This window comes from Corynebacterium dentalis, from assembly GCF_900232865.1.
In the GTDB taxonomy this organism is placed as follows: Bacteria; Actinomycetota; Actinomycetes; order Mycobacteriales; family Mycobacteriaceae; genus Corynebacterium; species Corynebacterium dentalis.
The window spans coordinates 98,789-122,059 of record NZ_OCTS01000007.1 but is presented as its reverse complement, the minus strand read 5'-3'; the positions used below and the strand labels follow the sequence as shown (position 1 = coordinate 122,059).

Genomic DNA, 23,271 nt, shown 5'->3' with positions numbered 1-23,271 from the left:
AGCGATGTCGATCCGCTGTTCTCCCACTTCTACGACTTTTTCGACCTCACCGGAGCACTGCCCCAAGGAGCCGACCTTTGAGTACTACGATATCTACCCCCTGACGGACCATGATGCCGATGCCACCGAGGCCGTCCACGCCGCCTTCGACGAGCACTTCGGCGAGGATTCCCTGGTCATCAATCCCCTTCCCGCCTCTGAGGATTTCTCCTACATCCCCGACAAGCTCGGCGTTCCCTACGTCTACTGGGGTCTAGGCGGCTTCGCGGACATGGATAGCAGCCCTACCAACCACAATCTCGGTTTCGCACCGGATCTTTAGCCCACGTTGGATCGCGGTGCCGAGGCCGCAGTGGTTTCCGCGGGCGTGTGGTTGGCGACCTCTAAGTAGGTTACCGTGGTGGGGCTGTGCCGGCCTTATCGTTAGGTGGAGGTGTTTTCTTTCCGACGCCACAGCTCAATAATCTGCGGCGCATACGCCCCCACCACGAGCATGGCGATCATCCGCATGACCTGCACCACTGTCACCACCGGGTCGGAGCCTGCCTCGTGGGCAAATGCCAGCACCGCGTAGATTCCGCCCGGAACGGTTGCTAGGTATGCATCCAGCACTCGCAGGTCCGATACCCCGCTGATGATTAGCGCGACTCCCAAAGAGCTAATGATCATTAGCAGAACCACGCCGATGATGATCGGCAGCGCCCCAGCGAAGTGACGCAATGAACTCTTGGTCAGTGTGCCACCGGCTTGGATGCCAATCAACGCGTATGCCGCGTTCACCAGAAGGCCATCGGGCTGTAGAAATGCTTCCGGCGCACCCAGCAGGTTCGCGATGACGGCAAAGGCCACCCCGAGCAGCAAGTAAGGCGAGGACACACTGAACCAACGCTGCGTGAGCTTGGTGAACAGCCACACTACCGCGATAGTCAAAGCCACGCCCACGATAGGTTCCCAGTTGGTCGCCCACCACGGGCCGGACTGCTCTGCGCCACCGGAGCCCCCGGAGCTTCCCACTCCCCCGAGAACATGCACCATCACTGGCAGCGTTAGCACAACAATGGACAGGCGCAGGTACTGGGTCAAGGTGGTAAAGCGCATGTCTGCGTCGTCCATATCGCGAGCCAACATGACCATGGCGCTGGCACCACCGGCCATCACCGAAAGAATCGAGGTGGCCGGGGTAACCCGGCGAAACCGCACCAACAACCAAGCACCCAGGGCACAGACTGCGAAGGTGGTGGCCAGGGACAGCACCACCGCGCCCGTGTAACTCAACGCGGAGGACATTCCCACGGTGGCCAGCGGCGCGGCACATAACAGGGAAATGATGACTTGGGCGGGGATCATCGCCTTTTTAACGGGCTGAATCTTGCGGTCGCCAAAGATGGCGAAGATGCCGAAGACCAGCAAGAAGCTGAAGATCCATGCGGCCGGAATACCGGCCTTCGTGCCGAAGATGCCACCCAGCCCAGCCACCACGATCAGGGCAACAATTGCACCCCAACGTGCAACAACCCCGGATGCCTCAGCGGCAGTCCGGGGTCGGAAGAAACGAAGCTTACTCACTTAGCGAGTAGCAGCCAGCAAACGCTGGATCTCCTTGATCTGCTTCTTTTCCTTGCGCTTGGAAGAGACAGTCAGAGCGACCAAAGTCACCACGCCCAGAGCCACGCCACCGGCGATCATCTGGAACTTTGGCTCCTTGGCAGCGCCGAAAGCCTGAGACTTGGCATCGTTAGCCAGGTTCTTAGGAGCTGCACGCACAGACAACTCATCCAAGGTGTGGGCAAGCTGGTTGCGGGTGCGCTCAATATCGCGCTGGATGGCATCGATGCTACGGGCCACGGAAATTCTCCCTTGTACATGTACGGCAGGCTTCACAAACTAATTAACTCGATCCATTGTAAAGGATCACGGGGAAGCTGACAGCAGTTCGGGGGCGACTATCCCATGGTGCGAGGCTCGGTACACTGGCAAACATGGCTGAAAACACTGACACTCAGAACACTGACAACCCCAACGTGCGTCTTGAGGAGGGTCAGGCTGCACCGCAGTTTTCCCTGCTCAACGCGGACGGCGAGACCGTTTCCTTGAGCGATTACAAGGGCAAGAAAGTCATTGTGTACTTCTACCCCAAGGCTGATACGCCGGGCTGCACCACCGAGGCCTGCGATTTCCGCGATTCACTGACTGAGCTCAACGGCCAGGACGTGGAGGTCGTAGGAATCTCTCCAGATAAGCCGGAAGCGCTGAAGAAGTTCACCGATAAGTACGAGCTAACGTTCCCGTTGCTCTCCGATGCTGACAAGTCCGTCATGAAGGCCTACGGCGCGTATGGAGAAAAGAAGAACTACGGCAAGGTCGTGGAGGGAGTTATCCGCTCCACTTTCGTGGTGGATGAGCAGGGCAACATCGCCCTGGCGAAGTACAACGTGAAGGCAACGGGCCACGTGGCGCGCATCATCAAGGAGCTGGAGAAGTAGTTTTCCGGTTTCTCTCGATCCCGGTTCCTCGGTTCCACTTAAGTCCTCGCCACCGGGCTCCCCCTAGTTCCTTGCCACTGGGTTCGCGGGCGCTCCGGGCTCCCCATAAATCCTCGTCGCCAGGTTCGAAGGGCTCCTAGGCTAGGGATTGAGTAGTTTTCCGGGGCGGTTTGCACAATGATCCCCCAGAAGCGTCACGCCCTTTCCTGCGACCTGGGAAAACGCAAATCATGTGGCACTTCTGGGGGATCATTGTGCACATGCCCTTGTGATAAGCGGGATCATCGTGACGAGCGGGATTATCGCGGGAACAAGGGATTCGGCGGGTATGGGAAAACCCCATCTATTGAGGTAGATGGGGTGTGGTGCGCCTGGGGAGACTTGAACTCCCACGTCATAAGACACTGGAACCTAAATCCAGCGCGTCTGCCAATTCCGCCACAGGCGCATCGTGTCGCATTCACTTTCACGTTCGCACGCTAAGGCAACACCGAGCTTAATCCTAGCAAGACAGCGGTTGGATTCTTCAACCCGCAGGTAGGTAGAGTGTTTCACTGTGAGCACCCAGCAGCATCGGGACGATTTCCCCGCCAACCAGCACGCTAAGAAGGCTCAGCCCTTCCCGCTGCGGGTTCGAATCATCCAAATTTGCTTTCTCGTCGTGGCCGTTTTAGCCACCATTGGACTCGCATTCTGGCAGTGGGAACGCTTCACGTCCGCCTCCGGGGACTTCCAGAACTTGGGCTATGCCCTGCAGTGGCCAATTTTCGGCAGCTTCATGGTGTTCGCCTATTACAAGTACATGCAGTACGAGCGCGAACGCCTCGAGGGCGAGGACATGGCCGCCGTTCCAAAAAAGGTCCGCGAGTCCATGCGCGAGATCCCAGATGATTTCATCGAGTTGCCGGGCAACAGTTCCGGTACGGATCTTCAATCCAACGCCCTAGTCGATGATCGACGGCGCTCCTCCCGCACGGTCCCGCGGGATAAATAACCCCAGTCCTTCACAACCCCTAGTCTTCGTTTTCTAGAAAGAAGCACAGAAATAATGACTAATGCCACTATCCACCCCGAGCGTCAAAAGCGCGTGGCCAAGAGCCTGAAGTTCTACTCCATCGCCGCGATCATCACCGGTATTTGGCTGTTGGTACTAGTTGTGGAGATGATCGCAAAGTATCTCGTGTTCGGCTCTGGCAATGAGCCAGCGTGGTTTTCGTTTATTGGCCCAGCCCACGGCCTGTTCTTCATGGTGTATGGCATAGCCTGCTTGGACCTCGGCACGAAGGCCCGCTGGGAGCCAGCCAAGTGGCTCACTACTATCTTGGCTGGTGTGGTGCCTTTCTTGAGCTTCTACGTGGAGCGCAAGCGCCGCCTGGAGGTTAAGGAAGCCTTCCAGCTTCCTTAACCCGCGCCGGCAGTTTTAATCCGCGCCGGCAGTCTCCACTGCCACTTCGTCGATGTCCTGATCGGTCGGTGCGGTGGGCCGGTAGGTGGAATCATCGGCCTGATCCTCTGGACGTTCCCAAGCGCGCTGCAGGCAAGAGAGCACGCCCACGGCCGCCGCGCGTACGCCCACTGGAAGGGTCTTCAGATCCGGCAAGAACATCGGATTGTGGTTGGTCGGGATGTCGATATCCAACCGACCAGCCTTGTCCGCACGGTCCCACTGCCACCGTGGCGTAATGCCCACCGTCCACAGCATGTACGGAGCGCCAAACGCCCTGGGGAGCACGGGGAAATCCTCGGATGCCGTCCATGGCTCCATGTCCACGGATTCCGCAGCGAATGCCTGGTCGAAGTTCTGACGAATGGTGGTGAAAACTTCCTCGGAGTTGTTGGTCGCTCCCAACATGCCCACGAACTTGAAGCTCGGCTCACGCTCGGCACCCATGGACATCGCCTCGGCGCGCACCACGCGTTTAATGGAATCCACGCACTTCTTACGCAGCGCTTCATCATAAAAACGGCAGCTCAGCGAGATCTTCGCGGAATCCGGAATCACGTTATTCGCCTTGCCCGCTTCCACCGAGGCAACGGTGATCACAGCGAACTGGTTGGGCGGAACCTCGCGAGAAACCACGGTCTGCAGCTTCATCACCGTGGATGCAGCTAGCACCACGGGATCCACAGAGCGGTGTGGCATGGAGGCGTGAGCGCCGCGACCGTACAGCGTGATTTCGATGGTGGTGGAGCTGGTCATCACCGGTCCCGGCGCGGTAAACACGCGCCCTGCAGGCCCAGCGATGATGTGCTGCGCAAGACACACATCCGGGCGCGGGATCTTGGTGCCCAGTCCATCGGAAATCATTCCGTTGGCACCGATCGAAGCCTCCTCGGCGGGCTGGAACAATGCCACCACGGTGCCCGACCAGCGATCCCGGGTTCCATCCAGCACTCGCATGGCACCCAGCAGGGACATGGTGTGGTGATCGTGTCCACAGGCGTGCATCGTGGGAACACGCTGCCCTTGTGCATCCAGCTGGGAGTGCTTGGACTTGTAGTCCACGTCTGTTTTCTCTGCCACTGGCAGGCCGTCGAAATCCGCACGGAACAGCACGGTGGGGCCTTCCCCGTTTTCCAGCACTGCGGTGATGCCGTAGCCACCAATTCCGGTGGTCACGTCCCAATCTTTGAAGTAGCCGAGCTCGCGGATGATGCGTTCTGCGGTCCTTTCCTCCGCCGTGGAGAGTTCCGGCTCTCGGTGGAATTCCTTGTAGGTTTCTTCCAGCCACTCCAAGTCCAGCTGGCCTCCGTCGGCCACCGTTTCCTTGTCGAACCGTCCGCCGTACAGCGGGCCCATGTAATCCTCGACGATTTCCGCGGGGCTAGCGGCCAAATGTCCTCGAGGGCTCAGGGTGCGACCTGATGTGGATCCCGTTTCGGCGGTCACGGACTGATGTTCCTTTCAGCAGAGTGGGAGTGCTTATGTACTTACTGGAGCAAAAGCCACCAAAGGCGTTTTACTCAGGCTGTCTCTAGTCTACTGAGCCTTTCCAAAAGCGGTACTAACTTCGCCAAAGCCTTTCCGCGGTGGGAAAGTTCGTCCTTCCTTTCGGCGGATAGCTGCGCCACGGACTTGCCTGGTTCCTCGTCAGGCAGGAACAGCGGATCGTAGCCGAAGCCACCCACACCCTGCTCTTCCCGGGCGATGCGCCCCTCCCAGCGGCCTTCTGCCACGTTGACCGTATCCATGCCAGCAGCTACAGCAATCTCCTGGGGTAGTTCCATCACGCACACAGACACGTAGTGCGCGCCGCGTCGTTCGTCGGGAGTATCGGACAATTGTCCCAGCAGCAAACGGTTATTCGCGGCGTCGTCGCCATGCACACCAGACCACCGTGCGGACAGCACACCGGGCATGCCACGCAGCTCGTCGACAGAGATGCCGGAATCATCGGCGATGGTGACCAGCCCGCTGTGGCGCACTCCGTCGGCAGTTTTGATGCGCGCGTTGTCCACAAAATCCGCGCCGGTCTCCGGAGTCTCCGGGTATTCGGCCACGTCGCGCAGGCTCACCAGCTCGATGCCGGTCACCCCCGCGTTATCGAGGACCCGGTTGAGTTCCTTGAGTTTCTTTTCGTTTCTCGACGCCACCAGCACCCGCATTAGTTCAATTCTCCTGCGAGTGCTTCCTTTTGTTTTGCGATGAGCTCTTGCAGGCCGCCTTCGGCGAGGTCTAGGAGTTGGTTCAGCTCGTCTCGGGTGAATTCGTTGTGCTCGCCGGTGCCTTGGATCTCCACGAAGCGGCCTTCCTCGGTCATGACCACGTTCATGTCGACGTCCGCACGGGAATCCTCCTCATAGGGAAGGTCCAGGCATGGCACGCCGTTGATGAGGCCCACGGAAATAGCGGCGACTGGGCTGCGAAGTGGCTGGCCCGGAACCACGCCCTGCTCCTGCAGGTATGCCAGCGCATCGGCCAGTGCTACGTAGGCGCCAGTGATGGCAGCGGTACGGGTGCCGCCGTCTGCCTGGAGCACATCGCAGTCGATGGCGATGGTGTTTTCGCCCAGTTCGCGCAGGTCAACAGCTGCGCGCAAGGAGCGGCCAACCAGACGAGAGATCTCGTGCGTGCGTCCCTTGACCTTGCCGCGCATGGACTCGCGCGGCATGCGCTCATGGGTGGAGGAAGGAAGCATGGCGTACTCGGCGGTCAGCCAGCCTTCGCCGGAATCGCGCTTGAAGCGTGGAACACCAAATTCCACGGAAGCTGTGCACATCACGCGGGTGTTGCCGAACTCCACCAGCACGCTGCCGGCGGGATTGGAGGTGAATCCTCGGGTGATGCGCACGGGGCGCAGTTCGTTGGTGGCGCGGCCGTCCGCGCGGGTAAAGGTTGTGTCGTTAGCCATGTCTGCCACCTTACAAGGCGGTCAGGACAACTCTCCGAGCGGCAAATTTGGACGACCGCTCAATTAACTTCCTAGAAGTTGAGCACCATTCCGGCGTGCGCCACGATGATCTCCCCATCGAACTCTCGCTGGGCACCCCGCAGCGCTGCGTCTTTGTCACCCCAAGGCGGTACGTGGGTCAGCACCAACGTGGTCACCCCAGCTTCTGCGGCCGCACGCCCCGCTTCCTGCCCAGACATGTGCATGCCCGTGGGCTTGCCCTCGGAGGTCTCGCCCCATCCAGCCTCGCACAGCAGCAGGTCCGCTCCCTGGGCAAACTGCGCCAAAGTATCCGTGGCAGCGGTGTCGCCGGAGTACACAAAGCTCTTGCCCTGGGCATCGTGAATACGCGTGAGGTAGGCCTCCGTTGTGTGCACAGCGGGGGCGGCGAAAACCTGGAAATCACCGACGGTGTGGGATGGCCAGGAGTTGGCGTCGAAAACACCAAAACCCACCTCATGAACACGGACGTCGAAGGTGTCAGAAATGTCGTCTGGAGAATCTGGGTAATCCGCGCCGGCCATGGACAGGTGCTTTTGGGCGATCGCCGGCCCCAGCAACGTGTGCGTGCGCGTGGCCGCGGCCGTGGGGTGGAAACGCCGCCAGACCAGCAACGATGGGAAATCTAGGCAGTGGTCGGCGTGCATGTGGGAGAACACCACGTGGCACTCGGACGGCTCGATGCCTTCGGTGGCCTGCATGGCCGTCAGCACTCCCGGGCCTATGTCTAGCAACACGCTCTCTTGGCCGGAACCGCGCACGAAGTACCCAGACGCGGGGGAATCCGGGCCCGCTACGCTGCCAGAACAGCCCAAGACAATCAGTTCCATAGATGCACATTGTCACATGGATTGGGCATTTTGCCCTAAGGAAAACTCCATAAGTTAGGAAACGTCACACGGGGTGCGCCGTTGCCTGCTTCCTCACTTGTGCACATTTGCCCCGGTGAAGGCGCCTAACGCGCATAAATCCCCGAAAAACTTAGCGGAACAATTCCGGGATGTGAGACACGGACGTAATCGCCGGGCCCAAAAACCGCGTGGCCAAGGAGGCGAAGCGCGCCGGATCGCCCGTGGATTCGAAGCTCAGGCTCACCTCGCGATCGGGATCCGTATCCGCGAGCTGACCGGATTCGCTCAAGGTGCGGTACACGGATTTCGCGGTCTCCTCCGCGCTGGATACCAGCGTGACCTCATCGCCCATCACCAGCTGCACCACGCCCGTGAGCAGCGGATAGTGGGTACAACCCAGCACCACTGTGTCCACCCCGGCTTCCTTCAACGGCTCCAGGTAGTTCTCCGTGATGCCCAGTATCTGCCGTCCGGTGGTGATTCCCCGCTCCACGAAGGGCACGAATAGCGGGCATGCCTCGGAATACACGTCCACCTCCGCCAGGCCTTCGTCCGCGATGTAGCGCTCGAAGGTGCGCTCATATTCGCCCGAGGCGACGGTAGCGGCCGTTCCAATCACTCCGACCTTGCGGTTGTGTGTGGTCGACGTGGCCCGTTTTACCGCGGGCAGGATCACGGGGATGACGGGCACGTCGTAGTCCTCGATCGCAATGTCTGCAAACGCCGCGGACGCCGAGTTGCACGCGATCACGATCATCTTGCAGCCGCGAGCCACCAAGTCATCCGCCACCGCCCGCGCGTACGTGCGCACCTCGTCCAGGGACTTATCCCCGTAGGGCGAGTGCGCCGTATCGCCGATGTAGATCAGCGATTCGTGCGGCAGCTGGTCCACGATCGTGCGCGCCACGGTCAGCCCGCCCACGCCGGAATCGAATACGCCGATGGGTGCGTTGTTGAACGTCTCCGGTCCGATGTCGGCAAGGTCAACGTTGTTCGTCACCTGGTCATCGCCCATGGTTGATTCCTCTCTGTGGCGCAAGCAGTTGGTCATTGTTCTTTTTGTTCGACGCCACCCCGCTCGCCGCGGCGATTACTCCGCCGATAGCTCCAAACAAGTGCCCTTGCCAGCTAACGCCTTCTTGGCCGGGGAGCATGCCCCACACCGATCCCGCATACGTAAAGCCGATGATGATGCCCAGCATGATTTGTGTGGCGTTGCGGGTGAAGAACCCGCGGACGATGAGATAAGCCATCCACCCATAGATGAGTCCCGAGGCACCCACGTGGACGGTGTACGGATTGCCGAAGTACCAGACGGCACCGCCTGCCACCAGCGCGATGATGATGGAACTAATCCACACTTCTCGCTGCCCGGACAAAGCCAGGACGAACAGTAGTATTGCCACGGCGGAAGAATTCATCACCAGGTGCGTGAAATCAACGTGAATGAAGGGGGCGAACAGGATGCCCCACAGTCCGTCGGTATCGCCGGGACGAATTCCGTAGTAGATCAGCCGGTGGTGCATGAATGCATTGACGATGTGCACGACCCACAGCACCACCAAGAAGGTAAACGTGGTCAGCCCGGCAGAGACGAAACGGTTAGGCTTCTGCTTTCTCTTCGCTGGAGGAGTGCCTGCAAAGTTGGGACCGCCAAACTGAGAGCCTCCGTAGTGAGGCCCGCCGTAGCTAGGACCTGTCATAACCGGCGGCCTCCTTCCACGAGGGAGTTTCATAGGCAGTGGTGGCGTTCAACACTGCGTGGACAATCGCGCGCTCCACGCAGTTGGCTCCCGTTGCAGAGAGCATGCTCATGCCAATCGGATCCACGCTCGTGGCCTTGTCCGAGGGACCCTCCTGCTGCTGGGCTGTGGACAATGCAAACAGCGTATCGCCGTCCATCGGCATATGCACTGGTCGGATGGCTCGGCTCAGCCCATCGTGTGAAGACATCGCCAGCCGCTTGGCTTGCGCTTTGCTGATCGGCGCATCCGTGGCCACCACGCCAATGGTGGTGTTGAGCTCAGAAAAGCCCACCATCTCCGGCAAGATCTTGGTTCCCAGCACGTTCATCGCTGCCATCTTCTCCACGTTGTCCATAGGCACCGTGACATCCTTCAGGTTTCCGAACTCCTCGCCGAGTTCCGCCTCCGCTCCCCACAACATCCCTGTTGCTGGGTTGAACACGGTCCCTTGAGGATTGACCACCACGGCAGCGCTGACGGTGTATCCAGCTAAAAGCGTGCCTTCCGGAAATACTGCGCTGGCCTGGCCGAAGCCGCCTTTGAGCGCTCCAGCAGCAGCACCCAAACCCGCGCCCACGTTGCCCTGTTCGTGAGTTGCGTTCGTGTCCTCATTCCCGGCGCGATAATTCTTTAAGGCGCGCCGGGCAACCTCCACTCCCGTGGCTTGGGTGGGACGGGACTCCCACTTCCCCAACAACAGGTCAAAAATGACCGCTCCCGGAACAATCGGGATCTTCAGCTCCGGGGCGAGTTCTCCGAGAACGGGAAAACCAATACCCTGGGACTCCAGCTCGGACATGACGCCCGCGATGGCGTCGAGACCAAATGCGGACCCACCGCACAGCGCCACCGCATGGATCGCACCCACGGTGTTTTCCGGAGACAACAAATCCGTCTCCCTGGTTCCGGGACCTCCCCCGCGAACATCGACGCTGGCCACGGCACCTTCCGGGGCCACAACCACCGTCACACCGGAATCTCCCTGGCCCTCGTCACAGATCGCATGGCCCAGACCCAACCCCGGTACATCCAGCAAGCCATTGCGCGCGCCGGGCGTACAACCGAACAGCTCCACGCTCATTAGCGCGACCCGTCAGGACGATCCTCGGGGTTGCCTGGCTCATCGCCGAAGGAGTCATCGATATCCAGGTCCCCCATCATCGCAAACATCAAAGAATCCAAGTGCCCGCCGAGCCAATCCATGTACTGCTGGGCGGCCACGCAGCGTTCGTCGTCCTCGCCGTGACGCGCGATCAGCGTCTGCAGCTGCTGGTAGTGATAGGTGCGGATATCGCTGACAGCGTTAGTCCACAACCGCGCCTCGGACTCGGAGAGCGTCAAGTTCACCGAGCCATCCGGTCCCAGGGCATCGGCCACCACGCGCAGGCTCAACAGCTTATTGCGAATGATGTCCGTCTCGTTGAGCTGACGCATCAGGGAGGCATCGCCCTCGACTTCCTCCGCGCCGTCTTTGAAGAAGGACGGCAGCAAGCGGGCGAGCGCGGGGTTGTCCGGGGCATCGGCGTGCCCCGAGGTCATGCCGGTCAGCTCGGCCAGCTCATCTTTTGGTGCGCTGCGCACACGTTCCATCAGCGCATCGGCGATGGTGGATGCACTCTCCCCCAGCATTTCCCGCTCCAACGGCTCCAGCCTGGTCACATACCGTGTGCCACGCATCATGCCTTTTTTCTTCGACCATGCATCCATGGGTGCTAGCTTCCTCCTCGAAGCGGGTGGGTCGTAATGAAACCTAGAGAGTGAAATCTGGAGAACCAACCAGGGAAAAGTTAACCGTCCGAGCGCTGCATCGTGGCCCACAGACCGGCAGTTTGCAGCTTCTTCACGTCTGCTTCTACCTTGTCGCGCTCCCCAGAGCTGACCACGGCTTTGCCTTCGTTGTGCACCTGCATCATCAACTCCGTGGCCTTCTTGCGCGAATAGCCCAAGGTGGTTTGGAAAACATAGGTCACGTAGCTCATCAGGTTCACGGGATCATCCCAGCAGATGCACAACCAGGGCAGGTTGGCTTCCGTGAGTGTGTCCGGAACCTTTTCCTCTACTGGCGTTGCTGTTGGTGCTGCTGGAGACGTCATGACCTACACCATACCGACCTCTCCCCTGCTGTGTCCCTGCCCAACCGACGCATGCTGTCCGAACGGGGTACTAGAGTGATACGGGTGACTTCCACTGAGAACCGTGAATCCGCGAACGCCCGCAGTACTCGTCAGCGCTCTTCTGCCTTGCTGACGGATAAATACGAGCTCACCATGCTGGAAGCAGCACTTGCTGATGGCTCCGCGCACCGCCAGTGTGCCTTCGAGGTCTTCACCCGGCGCCTGCCTAACGAGCGCCGCTATGGCGTGGTCGCGGGCACCGCCCGCGTCCTGGCAGCTGTGCAGGACTTCGTGTTCACGGAAGAGCAGCTGGAGGACTTGGACTTCCTTAACGAACAAACGCTGGAGTACCTGCGCAATTACCGGTTCACCGGGCAGATTGATGGGTACCGCGAAGGCGAACTGTACTTCCCCAACTCCCCGATTCTCTCCGTGCGCGGCACGTTTGCCGAATGCGTGATCCTGGAGACGGTGATCCTGTCCATCCTGAACTCCGATTCTGCCGTGGCTTCGGCCGCCGCCCGTATGGTCACCGCCGCCGCGGGGCGTTCCATCATCGAGATGGGGTCGCGGCGCACGCACGAGTATGCCGCCGTCACCGCCGCGCGTGCTGCGTACCTTGCGGGATTCGACGCCACCTCGAATCTGGAAGCCGCTCGTCGCTACGGCATCCCTGCCTCCGGTACCGCTGCGCACGCATGGACTCTCCTGCACGTGGATGACAACGGAATGCCTGATGAAAAGGCCGCTTTCCAAGCACAGATCGATGCCCTCGGCGTAGGTACCGTGCTGCTGGTAGACACCTTCGACATTGCCCAGGGCGTGAAGAATGCCGTGGAGGTCGCTGGTCCGGAGCTCGGCGGCGTGCGCATCGATTCCGGCGACCTGGGTGTTCTCACCCGCGAGGTTCGGACGCAACTCGATGAGCTAGGTGCCACGAAGACCAAGATCGTGGTCTCCAGCGACCTCGACGAATTCACCATCGCGGCACTGCGCTCCGAGCCCGTCGATACCTTCGGCGTGGGCACCTCCGTGGTCACTGGCTCCGATGCTCCTACCGCCGGCTTGGTCTACAAGCTGGTCGAGGTAGAAGGCCACCCCGTGGCCAAGCGCGCCCGCGGAAAGGCTTCGCAGGGCGGGGCCAAGGCCGCGGTCCGCCTTTGCCGAGCAACGGGCACAGCAGTGGAAGAACTGACGTACCCATTTGGTGGCGAGGAGCCGGCGTCGAACGGCTTCACCACCCGCGCGCTAACCGTGCCTTTGGTTCACGACGGCGAGCTGGTGGACAACCTGCCCACCCTGCAAGAATCCCGCGACTACCTGGCCGCACAGCTGGTCACCCTGCCGTGGGAAGGCCTGGCGCTGACTCGTGACGAACCTGCACTGACCGTGCGCCACATTTCCCAGTGACGGACAAGCAGAACTCCACACAGAAGCTGCTCGCGACCGCTGTAGATTCGCTGGGCGGCACCCCGCGCGCGGGCCAGCAGAAGATGGCCGATGCGGTGCATTCCGCCATGTCAGAGCACAAGCACCTGGCGGTTCAGGCCGGCACGGGCACGGGTAAGTCGCTGGCCTACCTGATCCCGGCTATTCAGCGTGCCATGGGTGATGACCTGCCAGTGATTATCTCCACCGCCACCATCGCCCTGCAGCGCCAACTGGTGGAGCGCGACCTCCCGCGGCTGAGCAAGGCACTTAAAGAAGAGCTTCCCCGGCCACTGGAATCTGCAATTCTCAAGGGCCGCAACAACTACTTGTGTCTGAACAAGGTCCACGGCGGCGCGAAGGAGGCCAACAGCGATACGGGTGTGCATCCCGATGCCGAAGCCTTGCTCTCCTCCGAGGAGATTTCCCACACCGGTGCGCAGGTCAAACGCCTGCACGAATGGGCCAATGAGACTGAAGATGGAGACCGCGACAACCTGGAACGCGGTGTCAGCGATCAGGCGTGGCGCCAGGTCTCCGTGGCTTCTCGCGAGTGCCTGGGTGCCTCGCGGTGCCCGTTCGGCGAACAGTGCTTCGCGGAGCTCGCGCGTGCCAAGGCCGCGCAGGCGGATGTGGTGGTGACTAATCACGCACTGCTGGCCATCGATGCGATGGCCGATGCGCCCGTGCTGCCGGAGCACGACGTGGTGGTGGTCGATGAGGCCCACGAGCTGGTCTCGCGGATCACCTCCGCTGCCACCGCCGAGCTGTCCCCCACCGCCATCGCCATCCTGGCCAAACGCGTGGAAAAGCTCGCGCCGAAGGCGGGCGAGAGTGGCAAGGACGCTGGCTCCGAGCTCGAGGACGCCGGGGATGCGTGGACCAAAGCTTTGGATTCCGCCATCGCCGCCTCTGAGCCCGTGGGCCGTCCGGGTTCCATCATCGGCAGGTGGACCGAGGTGCCCGTTGGTTTGGACGTCACGCTGGCATCCCTCCGCGATGCCGCGTGGAAAGCTAACCGCACCATCAGCGGGATCCCCGCGGGCGAGTTCAGCAACGATCCCGCCCAAGCCGCCGAACGCCAGGCTCTGATCGCCGCCACCGAGGAGTTGCACGATACCGCCCAGCGCGTGCTGTCTGCCTCTGCCCCTGATGCCGCCGATAAGCCCGCTGACCTGCTGGGTGAAGATGTGGTGTGGCTGTCTTCAGACCTCAAGCGAAAGCAGATCTTCGTGGCGCCGTTGAGCGTTGCCGATCTGCTTCGCCAGCGATTGTTCTCCCAGTCCACAGTCATTTTGACGTCCGCAACCCTCGCCCTCGGAGGCAAGTTCACCGGGATGATGGCGCAGTGGGGTCTTTCTTCCGACGCCACCACCCTGGACGTCGGCACTCCCTTCGATGCCCGCACGCACGGCATCCTCTACGTGGCCACGCACTTGGATAAGCCAGGGCGCGAAGGGCTTTCTGCCGATGCCATCGACGAGACCGCGCAGCTCATCAACGCTGCCGGTGGGCGCACGCTCGGGCTATTTTCTTCCCGGCGCGCCGCGGAGGAGATGGCGGATCAGCTCCGCGGAGTGGTCCCGCACAAGATTCTGTTGCAGGGCGAGGATTCCATGTCCTCGCTGGTCGAGCAGTTCCGTGAGGACGAGTCCACGTGTCTGTTCGGCACATTGGGCCTATGGCAGGGCGTGGACGTGCCTGGGCCGAGCTTGTCCCTGGTGATCATCGATCGCATTCCGTTTCCACGCCCTGATGATCCCTTGATGAAGGCGCGGCAGGAAGCCGCGGCGAAGGCTGGCCGCAATGGCTTCATGGAGGTTGCCGCGACCCATGCCGCACTACTGCTGGCCCAAGGCGCGGGACGGTTGCTGCGTTCGGTGGATGATCGCGGGATGGTCGCCGTGTTGGATCAACGTTTAGCGACGGCACGCTATGGCAGCTTTTTGCGTAATTCGATGCCGGACTTCTGGGAGACCAACTCGCAGAAGACGGCGCTGGGCGCGCTGCGCCGTCTTAAGCCATGATCCTAGTGCGTTCGATGCCATCGTTAATGCGACGGTTGTAGCCGTCGAGTCCGCGTCGCAATACCAGCCCCAAGAACAAGGTTGGGATCACAAACAGCAACAGGGTGCCCAGCTGAATCCAAATATCGCCCTGGTAGATTCCCGCCATCGCGGAGCGCATCGCGTTGATCGCGTGAGTGGCGGGCAGCCAGCCGCTAATGTGCTGGAACCAGTCTGGCAGCAGTGGCAGCGGATAGGCGCCGCCAGAGCCTGAGACCTGGATAATTAGTATGAGCACCGCTATGGCCTTGCCCGCATTACCGAAAGACAGCACCAGTGTGTAGACGATGAGCATGAACACCAGGCTCGTCACCATGCACGTGAGCAGGAGCAGAAATGGATGCTTTGGTTCTGCGTGGGTGAAGACAAGTAGACCCGCCACAGCCAAGGTGGCCTGCACCAAGCCGATCAGCGCGAAAATACAGTACCGGCCGAAGTAGCTCTGTGCCGGGGAGAATGCTGGTTCGTCGGCATCGGAGGCTTCCTCTTCGGAATCTTCCTCGCCTGCTACTTCGTCAGGATCGTCGCCGGCTCCTACCTCTTCAGCATCCTCGTCGTTGTACTCAGCTTCGTCTTCGTATTCAGCGTCTTCGTCGGCGAGTTCGGCGTCGGACTCAGAATCCGTACCCATCATCTGCCGCTTGGTATACGTGACTGCTGGACGCACCAACACGGCGGTGAGCAGCGCGCCCACCCACAGCGCCAACGTTGTGTACAGAGGTAGCATGCCGGCGCCGAAGCTCACCACGGGGTAGACCTCTTCACGCGCTACCGAAACAGGAGAAACCAACTGGCTAGCCAGGGCCTCCGGGTCTGCCCCCGTGATTTGGGCCAGACGAGAGAGATCTCCGGTCTTGCCCGCATTGGCGAGCTCACCTTCCAGATCAGAGAAGCGCTGGCTCTGCTCATCGAGCTTGTCCGCCATTGTGCGAGCCGAATACTGTGCACTGGCGAGACTCTGGTCCAACGATCCCGGCGAATCGCCCAGCTGGCCTTTGACCGTGTCCAAGTTCTGCCGAACAGCAGCGATGTCATCGCCCAGCTGGTTGAGGGTGCCGCCCAATTGCTGGAGCTGAGGGCGGAGATTCGTGTTGTACGAATTGCGGGCATTCTCCACGGCGTTGCGCGCCCTCTCGATCGCATCACGCACGCCTTGGCTGGATTCTTGCGCCGATGCGCCCCCTGCACGGATATCGCTACTGGTCTGAGTCAAGCGATCGTGCAGGTCCTGGCTGCGTCCGATGGCAGCATCCAGACCAGCCAGCGCTCGCTCGATATCGGGCTGTGCCTGAGCTGGGGTGGGCTGCACAACCGTCTGGTCAAGGGTATCTCGCAACTTCTGCAGACCGTCAGTCTGTGTCTGCACTCGCTGCGCGATGGAATCAAAGGTGTCCGCAGCGGAGTTCCCGGTACTGTCCACGTTCTCGAACAGCGCATCTAGGCGCTGCCCCACGAGGTCATAGCTATTCGACGTCGCATTCAGCGAGGCCTCGACCGAATCCGAGGCGCCGCCAACTGTCGCTTCCAATCCGGAGGCATCCTCAGTGGCACCGCCGATGCTCGTATTGGAATCATCGAACTGCGCACCCGCCGCAGACGCGATATCGCCCGCGCTCTGAATCAGTGGCCGGGACGTGTCCAAAAGATCCGCGAAGGAGCGCACGGTCTGGGCTCCGGAATGTAGCCGCACGCTCACGTTTCCCACGCGGGATTGAATGCGTTCGAGGGCGGCTTGAGTATCGGCCTCATTGAGGTAATCGTCCAGCGAAGAAACCACACCGAGACCAACCGCGCTCACCGTCTTAGTGAAGTTCGCATTGATCTGGTTGATTACACCGTCAGCGCCCTGAGAAGTGATGACCGTGGACAGGGCATTCTTCTTCTGGTTGGTATACAGGTCCAGCTTTGTGGACTCGGTACCCGTGACATAGAAGTTCAGCAGTGAAGTACTGAAGTCTGGCGGCAGGACGATCGAGGCGTAGTATTCACCAGATTTAGTTCCCTCAATGGCCTCGTCCTTGCTCGTGATGACCCAATCGATCTGATGGTTCCGGCTCAGCTGTGCCAGAACCTGGTCACCTACGTTGACATCCAGCGCAGCCAGATCGCTCTTGTATCCCTCGTCGGTGCTTGCAACCGCGATCTTCAGCTCGTCCGTGCGCGAGAACGGATCCCAGCTGGCCAGAACATTGAACACGGAAAATAGCATCGGGATAATGACTAGGCCAAACACCACTAGAGCGGTCATGGTGTTGTGTCTAATGGACCAAATATCCTGTGTGAAGATTCTTCGCGCGCTCATCATGATGGGCTACCTTGGCCGTCGTTCGTGGAATCCTGACGGGATTCGCCGTGGCTACTCGCGGTGAGGGTGGATTTTGGTTCGTTGGACTCTCTTGGCATTGAGCTGGCAGACATCGTTGAAGAGAGTTCGTCTCGTAGCTCCTTCGACGGCAATTCAGACAGGGTGTAAGCGTGCCGGTAGCTTTGCTTGACGTACTCCAATCCGGCCACAAAGGCAATGATCAGGAAGAACCATACGCACAGCAATCCAAATAGGATGTCGCTGTGATCTCGGAGGAACTGTGCCAACAGCGCGATCACCACGCTGCCAACGAGTCCCACGATTGCCACTAAACGCAGCAAGAACGAGTAGTTTGTGCGTAACGTCTTCCATCGATGGTCGAGCGTATCGCGGAAAGCATCCTGATCGCGCACGGCGATGAGCACATCGCGCAGGCGATATCCATGCCCCGCAACTTCCACTCGGTCGCTAACGATTAGCTCGCCCCTGTCCAGCTGTTCGTTGACCAAGCGCATCACATTGGCGAGTCCGCGCTTCAGCAGGACTCCCACCACGTAGGCCATCAGCGCCATGAATCCCAAGACTCCCACGGACTTCCAGTAGAAGGTGCCATAAAAGCCGCCAATGGTTTCACGCAGCGCATCCACACCGTACGTAATCGGCAATAGCGGGTGGATCAGTTGGAAGAAGTCTGGCGTCATTTCAATCGGATACAATCCCGAGGCCCCCGTGATCTGTAGGAAAGCAAGCACCACTACGATTCCTCGGCCTAAGTGCCCCAAGGTAGCGACCAAGCTATAGACGATCGTGACGTAGCTAATACCGATGAACACCGCCGTGCCGATAAAGACCAACGGGTTTACGGTTTGCACGCCAATGATGAGGTTACCGATCGATACGATCACAGCCTGACAAAAAGCAAATATGCCGAGCAAAGCCAATCGCCCGCTCAAGGCCTGCCTGACAGACAGCCTCCTGAGGCCTTCCCTATCCACCTCCACGCGGAAGATGATCGTCAACATGAAGGCGCCGATCCACAGCGACAGGTTGGTAAACAGAGCCGCCATACCGGAGCCATAGGAGCTCACGGGGTAGACAGCGTGGCTGTTGATCTCAGCAGGTGAGGCGAGGAAGCGGGAAATTCCCACGGAATCTAAAGATGTCACGGTATCCAGCAAGCTGCCATCTTCGGCGAACTTCAAAGCCGCCACATCCATCTTCGCGGTGTTCAGACCATCGGCCGTCTCCTCGAGTTCGCTCCCAAAAGTGCCCAGCACATTGCTGGTTTTTCCCAACTGCTCACGCACTCCATCCAGGAGCGTGATCGAGCTTCCGATCTGGTTTCGGGTAGCACCAATCGCGCCGGAAAACCCGCCGGCAGTGTTGTTCAATCGGGTGATGGCCGCTTGGACTTTAGGCAGCGTCTCTCCCGTGGCTTTGTGCAACGCTTCAGCGGAATCATTGGCTTGTCCGGTAGCTTGTTCCAGCGCATCGCTGGCATCATTCAGAGCCGTCAGCGATTCGGAAGTATTGGTACCCAGTGCATCAAGGTCATCCAAGATGGCCCGGTTTTCCGCGTTACGCTCCTCCAAACCGTTGAGAGCGTCCTGCAATGGCTGCGTAGCACCCGGGGCCAGCGCCGTGGCACGCAGCATTCCCTGCAGCTGTTCCACTGTCCGCTCGCCCTGTCTCAGAGCATCTGAGGCATCACGGCGTGCGGTTCCCACAGTGGAGTTTGCTCGTTCCAGCTCTCCGGCGACTGAGGCCACCGCCGAGTTCGCAGATGCCGTTCCATCAGCCAATGCACCCGTGCCATCCACGAAGGCGCCGGAAGTCTCCGTGGCGAATGTAGAGATCTCACCTTGCACGTCCGTCATGATCGATTGAACTTCTGATAAAGACTGCTGCGCCGTATCCAGGGAGGTATCAACCGAACGCAAGGTATCTTGAGCCGCGACGATAGTCGGGTCCGCATCAGCTATCTTCTGCTGCACCCCAGCCAGCTCATTGCTGGCATTATCCAGCGTCCGTGAGGTCTCATCAAAGGCATCGATCGCATTGCCTTGCGCGCTATCCAAATGATCTTCCAGGCGACCGCCCTGCTTCTTGAGCTCCTTGGTCACCGCGTCAGCGACCTTTTCCTTGACCACCGAATTGATGACGGCATCCAGGCTGTTTGCGCCCGTGTCCGTGATCTTGGGAGAGATCGCGGAGATCTTTTCGTTGACCTGATACTTCAGTTCAGGTTCCGAGTACTTGCCCTCGAAAATGCCGAGAATATCAGCGGTGAACGAGGGAGGAATGGTGATGGAGGCGTAAACATCGCCTTTACGCAAGGCCTCGTCGGCCTCCTGGGCATCCATGAACGCCCATCCCAGCTGGTCATTCTCCTTGAGGTTGTCCTCAAGTTGGCCGCCCACATCCAGCGGACCAGTCAGAGAAGAGGTATCCCCCGTGTCCTCATTAACAACCGCCACCTGAATGTTTTCTACATTCTCGTAAGGATCCCAGAAGGCCGCAACGTTAAACCAAGAGTACAAAGCCGGGGTAACCATCACGCCGATGAGGATCACCCATACCTGAGGCACCCTCAATAGGCGGGCGATATCCCTTAGCAGTACGGTCCACGTTGTCCTCACGGTTCATCATGCTAGCACCTTGAGCTACGCCCTCTAGCAACGATGCTAGTTCTAAATGTAGAAATATTTTTGTAATGCTCGCGCTTGTTGGAGCTTGGCGTCGACTCGAAAAAACGAACTTTCACCCCTCGCCACGTGACCGCGAGGCCCATTTATCGCATTGCGACTATTTGCCTTCAGAAACAAACTATGATTGGGGCTTCACGGATCCCAACCAAGGAGAACCATATGCCAATCGCCAGCTCTCAAACGGATATCGAGTCCCCACAACTCGGACTTTTCGACCTCCTCTACGGTGATATCGATTCCGAACTAGAGGACAAGGTAGCAATCATCGATGTGGCCGACGGCACCGAAACCACCTACGCCGAGCTGCGGACTCACACCGAATCCGCCGCCGGAGGCCTGTACCACCTGGGCGTTCAACCCGGCGATGTGGTGGCGCTACACTGCCCCAATTCCGTGGGCTTCATCGTCGCCGCGCACGCTGTGTGGCGACTCGGCGCTGTACTGAGCCCCGTGTCCCTGCTGGCCACCGAAGATTCCATCGCCGCCCAACTCGAGGACAGTGGCGCGTCCATGTTGCTCACCGTCGCTGCCCTCGGTGAGACGTCCGCCAACGCCGCCAAAAAGGTCGGTGTGGAGCAGGTTATTTTTCTCGACGCCAACAACGGGCTGCAACAGTGGTTCGCCGAGCGCCGCACCGCTCCTAAAGTCAAGATCAACAGCGCGTCTCACCTGGCCGCACTCCCCTATTCGTCTGGCACTACTGCTTTGCCCAAGGGAGTCCAGCTAACTCATGAGAACTTGGCGATGAATGTCATGCAGGCCAAATCCATGGGCTTGGTGAAGAAGGACGATGTGGTCTTCGGCGTGCTGCCGTTCTTCCACATCTATGGACTCACGGCGCTAGTCAACCTCGCCCTGGCTACAGGAGCCACGCTGGTCACGCTGCCGCGCTTCGAGATTGACAGCTTCTTGCGCGCTCACCAGCGCTTCAACGTCACGTTCTCCTTCATTGCCCCGCCCATCGCGGTGCTGCTAGCCAAGCACCCGGCCGTGGACAACTACGACCTCTCCTCGCTACGCGCGCTGTTTTCCGGCGCTGCCAGCCTGAACGCGGACCTCGCAGCTGCGGTGGAAGAGCGCTTGGGCGTGCACATGCAGCAGGGCTACGGCATGACGGAAACCTCTCCGATGACGCACATCAACATCAAGCCAGAGTATGACCGCGGCGCCATCGGCGAGGCAGTGCCCAATACCTCGCACAAACTGATGGATCCGGAGACGCTGGAGGAAATCGATCTGCCAGCTGGCGAGGAGCTCTCTGAAGTCGGCGAACTGTGGATCCAAGGGCCACAGGTCATGCGCGGCTACCTCAACCGCCCCGAAGAAACCGCAGCCACCCTCACGGATGACGGATGGCTGCGCACCGGCGATCTGGCCGTGCAAAACGCGCAAGGCCACGTGTTCATCGTGGACCGCCTCAAGGAACTGATCAAGTACAAGGGCTACCAGGTTCCGCCAGCCGAGCTAGAAGCCGCCCTGCTCACCCACCACAACGTCGCAGATTCCGCCGCCATCGGCGTACAGCGCGAGGGCGAGGAGATCCCTAAGGGCTTCGTGGTTCTTCAGCCCGGAGTGGAGGCCACCGAAGAGGAAAAGAACGCGATCATGGCACACGTGGCCGATCGTGTTGCCCCATACAAGAAGATCCGGGAATTGGAATTCTTGGACCAGATCCCTAAGTCTGCGACCGGCAAGATATTGCGTCGAGAATTAAAGAAACGCGAAACCGAACGCTAGTCCTCCAGCGGAACGCGACGGTAAGTACCGTCGCGCAGGTCCGCGTCCTCGATCTCATGGCGCGAGATTCCCAACAGGAACAGCACTTGGTCGAGGAACGGGTGGTTCACTGCAGCGTCCGCCACCTCACGCAGAGCAGGCTTGGCGTTGAAGGCAATACCCAAGCCGGCCGTGGAGAGCATGTCAATATCGTTGGCGCCATCGCCCACGGCCACGGTCTGGGACAGCTGAATGCCATTGGACCACGCGAACTCCTTCAATGACTCCGCCTTGGCACGACGGTCAATAACCGGGCCGATGACCCGTCCCGTGAGCTTGCCCTCCTTGATCTCCAAGGTGTTGGCTCGTGCGAAGTCCAGCTCCAGCTCCCGCGCCAGCGGCTCAATCACTTGGATGAACCCGCCAGACACCACGCCCGTCTTGTAACCCAACCGCTTCAACGTGCGGATTGTGGTGCGTGCACCTGGGGTGAGCTTGATATCGCGCGCCACGTTGTCCACCACGGAGGCATCCAGTCCGGCCAGAGCCTTCACGCGCTCGTGGAGGGATTCCGAGAAGTCCAGCTCGCCGCGCATCGCGCGCTCGGTGACCTCGGCAACCTCCGCTTCCTTCCCTGCGTACGCGGCCAGCATTTCGATGACCTCGTGCTGAATCAGAGTGGAGTCCACGTCGAAACAAATCAAACGCTTCGCACGCCGCGCCAATCCGCCGCGCTCGATGGCGATGTCCACGCCAATCTCGCCGGTGAGCTCCGCCAGAGCCTTACGAAGAGGCACACCGCCCCCGGGAGACGCATTGGCCACGGTCAGCTCCAGCTCCAACCCGGTGACTGGGTAATCGGCGATGCCATGAATCGAATCAATGTTGGCACCGTAATCCGCGAGCGTCTGTCCGATCTGCGAGATGTGCGCCGCGGTCACCGGCTGCCCAATCACCACCATGACGTGGGTAGAGCGTGGACGGGTCGATTCCAGGTCTCGGTCCGCTTGCACCTGCACGCCCATGCCATAGGAACTCAGCGTGGCCTGCATGCCGTCGCGCAGTGAATCGAGGTCTTGTTTCCCCACGCCGGCCAGCGCAGCCAAGGACAGATTGCCGCGGAAGACGGACTGCTCAATATCCAGCAGCTGCACCTGGAAGTCAGACAGGATGCTAAAGAACGCTGCGGTCACGCCGGGGCGGTCCGGGCCGGTGACGGTCAGTAGTGCCGGCACGAGTCCGTCTTCGAGGGTGTCAGTCACGGTGCCTTCGAATTGCGAGTCAGCGTGTGGGTTGGATACGGGGCTTGTGTCAGAAGTCATTGTCCCTAGGTTCTTTGTCTGTGCTTATGTGTGGCGCGTTGTGTCCGCCGGAAGCAATTATCAATCTCTGACTAGGTTACGTCATAGCAGAAGCCACACCCTGCGTAGTTAGGGTGTGGCTTTTGTCTTGCTAGCTCACAAG

At 60.1% G+C, this 23,271-nt stretch carries 20 protein-coding genes, 1 tRNA gene and 1 pseudogene; 7 read left to right on the top strand and 15 right to left on the bottom strand.

Annotated features, from left to right (window positions below):
- Window positions 1–58 precede the first annotated feature (58 nt).
- Window positions 59–391: pseudogene (locus CS919_RS09070) on the top strand (amidohydrolase); the annotation flags it as partial.
- A 32-nt stretch (window positions 392–423) separates the two neighbouring features.
- Here CS919_RS09070 and CS919_RS09065 read toward each other — a convergent pair.
- Together CS919_RS09065 and CS919_RS09060 are read right to left on the bottom strand one after the other, a co-directional pair.
- Entirely contained in the window at window positions 424–1,566 is a 1,143-nt protein-coding gene (locus tag CS919_RS09065; protein WP_234990888.1) for an AbrB family transcriptional regulator, read from the bottom strand.
- Complete coding sequence (locus CS919_RS09060; protein WP_099299161.1) at window positions 1,567–1,845, bottom strand: DUF3618 domain-containing protein; 279 nt, start codon at window positions 1,843–1,845, stop codon at window positions 1,567–1,569.
- 134 nt (window positions 1,846–1,979) lie between these two features.
- On the opposite strand from CS919_RS09060, the gene bcp reads away from it, so the two are divergent.
- The gene (gene bcp / locus CS919_RS09055) at window positions 1,980–2,483 is read left to right on the top strand and encodes a thioredoxin-dependent thiol peroxidase (protein ID WP_099299160.1); all 504 of its coding nucleotides are present in this window, start codon (window positions 1,980–1,982) and stop codon (window positions 2,481–2,483) included.
- 363 nt (window positions 2,484–2,846) lie between these two features.
- On the opposite strand, the gene CS919_RS09050 is transcribed toward bcp, so the two are convergent.
- Window positions 2,847–2,931, bottom strand: a tRNA-Leu gene (locus tag CS919_RS09050).
- Between the two features lie 108 nt (window positions 2,932–3,039).
- Between CS919_RS09050 and CS919_RS09045 the strand changes: the two genes are divergently transcribed.
- Together CS919_RS09045 and CS919_RS09040 are read left to right on the top strand one after the other, a co-directional pair.
- Window positions 3,040–3,477 carry a hypothetical protein gene (locus tag CS919_RS09045; protein ID WP_194186642.1) on the top strand — a complete coding sequence of 146 codons (438 nt, stop codon included), beginning with the start codon at window positions 3,040–3,042 and terminating at the stop codon, window positions 3,475–3,477.
- Window positions 3,478–3,531: 54 nt separating this feature from the next.
- Window positions 3,532–3,888, top strand: coding sequence for a DUF3817 domain-containing protein (locus CS919_RS09040; protein ID WP_099299159.1), 357 nt, complete (start codon window positions 3,532–3,534; stop codon window positions 3,886–3,888).
- A gap of 15 nt (window positions 3,889–3,903) precedes the next feature.
- On the opposite strand, the gene CS919_RS09035 is transcribed toward CS919_RS09040, so the two are convergent.
- The 9 genes from CS919_RS09035 to clpS all read right to left on the bottom strand — a co-directional run bounded on the left by CS919_RS09035 (window position 3,904) and on the right by clpS (window position 11,563).
- Window positions 3,904–5,283, bottom strand: a complete 1,380-nt coding sequence (locus CS919_RS09035; protein ID WP_099299251.1) for an amidohydrolase — start codon at window positions 5,281–5,283, stop codon at window positions 3,904–3,906.
- 164 nt (window positions 5,284–5,447) lie between these two features.
- On the bottom strand, window positions 5,448–6,089 hold the full coding sequence (locus CS919_RS09030) for a non-canonical purine NTP pyrophosphatase (RefSeq protein ID WP_099299158.1): 642 nt from the start codon (window positions 6,087–6,089) through the stop codon (window positions 5,448–5,450).
- A complete protein-coding gene (gene rph / locus CS919_RS09025) occupies window positions 6,089–6,835 on the bottom strand; it encodes a ribonuclease PH (protein ID WP_099299157.1) in 747 nt (248 codons plus the stop codon). Before rph ends, CS919_RS09030 begins: the two co-directional genes overlap by 1 nt.
- A 71-nt stretch (window positions 6,836–6,906) precedes the next feature.
- A complete protein-coding gene (locus CS919_RS09020; RefSeq protein ID WP_099299156.1) occupies window positions 6,907–7,704 on the bottom strand; it encodes an MBL fold metallo-hydrolase in 798 nt (265 codons plus the stop codon).
- Window positions 7,705–7,855: 151 nt separating this feature from the next.
- Complete coding sequence (gene murI / locus CS919_RS09015; RefSeq protein WP_099299155.1) at window positions 7,856–8,740, bottom strand: glutamate racemase; 885 nt, start codon at window positions 8,738–8,740, stop codon at window positions 7,856–7,858.
- Window positions 8,730–9,428, bottom strand: coding sequence for a rhomboid family intramembrane serine protease (locus tag CS919_RS09010; RefSeq protein WP_099299154.1), 699 nt, complete (start codon window positions 9,426–9,428; stop codon window positions 8,730–8,732). The genes murI and CS919_RS09010 overlap by 11 nt, the downstream gene beginning before the upstream one ends.
- Window positions 9,415–10,551: a P1 family peptidase gene (locus CS919_RS09005; RefSeq protein ID WP_099299153.1), complete on the bottom strand. Its 1,137-nt coding sequence runs from the start codon at window positions 10,549–10,551 to the stop codon at window positions 9,415–9,417. The genes CS919_RS09010 and CS919_RS09005 overlap by 14 nt, the downstream gene beginning before the upstream one ends.
- Window positions 10,551–11,177, bottom strand: coding sequence for a DUF2017 domain-containing protein (locus tag CS919_RS09000; RefSeq protein WP_099299152.1), 627 nt, complete (start codon window positions 11,175–11,177; stop codon window positions 10,551–10,553). Before CS919_RS09000 ends, CS919_RS09005 begins: the two co-directional genes overlap by 1 nt.
- An 80-nt stretch (window positions 11,178–11,257) precedes the next feature.
- Complete coding sequence (gene clpS, locus CS919_RS08995) at window positions 11,258–11,563, bottom strand: ATP-dependent Clp protease adapter ClpS (protein WP_099299151.1); 306 nt, start codon at window positions 11,561–11,563, stop codon at window positions 11,258–11,260.
- Window positions 11,564–11,647: 84 nt separating this feature from the next.
- On the opposite strand from clpS, the gene CS919_RS08990 reads away from it, so the two are divergent.
- Window positions 11,648–12,994 carry a nicotinate phosphoribosyltransferase gene (locus CS919_RS08990; protein ID WP_234990887.1) on the top strand — a complete coding sequence of 449 codons (1,347 nt, stop codon included), beginning with the start codon at window positions 11,648–11,650 and terminating at the stop codon, window positions 12,992–12,994.
- A complete protein-coding gene (locus tag CS919_RS08985; protein WP_200818371.1) occupies window positions 12,991–15,039 on the top strand; it encodes an ATP-dependent DNA helicase in 2,049 nt (682 codons plus the stop codon). The genes CS919_RS08990 and CS919_RS08985 overlap by 4 nt, the downstream gene beginning before the upstream one ends.
- On the opposite strand, the gene CS919_RS08980 is transcribed toward CS919_RS08985, so the two are convergent.
- A complete protein-coding gene (locus tag CS919_RS08980) occupies window positions 15,029–17,383 on the bottom strand; it encodes a YhgE/Pip domain-containing protein (RefSeq protein WP_268803832.1) in 2,355 nt (784 codons plus the stop codon). The genes CS919_RS08985 and CS919_RS08980 overlap by 11 nt on opposite strands.
- A complete protein-coding gene (locus tag CS919_RS08975) occupies window positions 17,380–20,022 on the bottom strand; it encodes a YhgE/Pip domain-containing protein (RefSeq protein ID WP_234990885.1) in 2,643 nt (880 codons plus the stop codon). The genes CS919_RS08980 and CS919_RS08975 overlap by 4 nt, the downstream gene beginning before the upstream one ends.
- A gap of 228 nt (window positions 20,023–20,250) precedes the next feature.
- Here CS919_RS08975 and CS919_RS08970 point away from each other — a divergent pair, with 228 nt between their 5' ends.
- Window positions 20,251–21,828: an AMP-binding protein gene (locus tag CS919_RS08970; RefSeq protein ID WP_099299149.1), complete on the top strand. Its 1,578-nt coding sequence runs from the start codon at window positions 20,251–20,253 to the stop codon at window positions 21,826–21,828.
- Here the strand turns inward: CS919_RS08970 and serB are convergent.
- On the bottom strand, window positions 21,825–23,129 hold the full coding sequence (gene serB, locus CS919_RS08965; RefSeq protein WP_099299148.1) for a phosphoserine phosphatase SerB: 1,305 nt from the start codon (window positions 23,127–23,129) through the stop codon (window positions 21,825–21,827). The two genes, CS919_RS08970 and serB, sit on opposite strands and share 4 nt — an antisense overlap.
- Window positions 23,130–23,271: the final 142 nt, after the last annotated feature.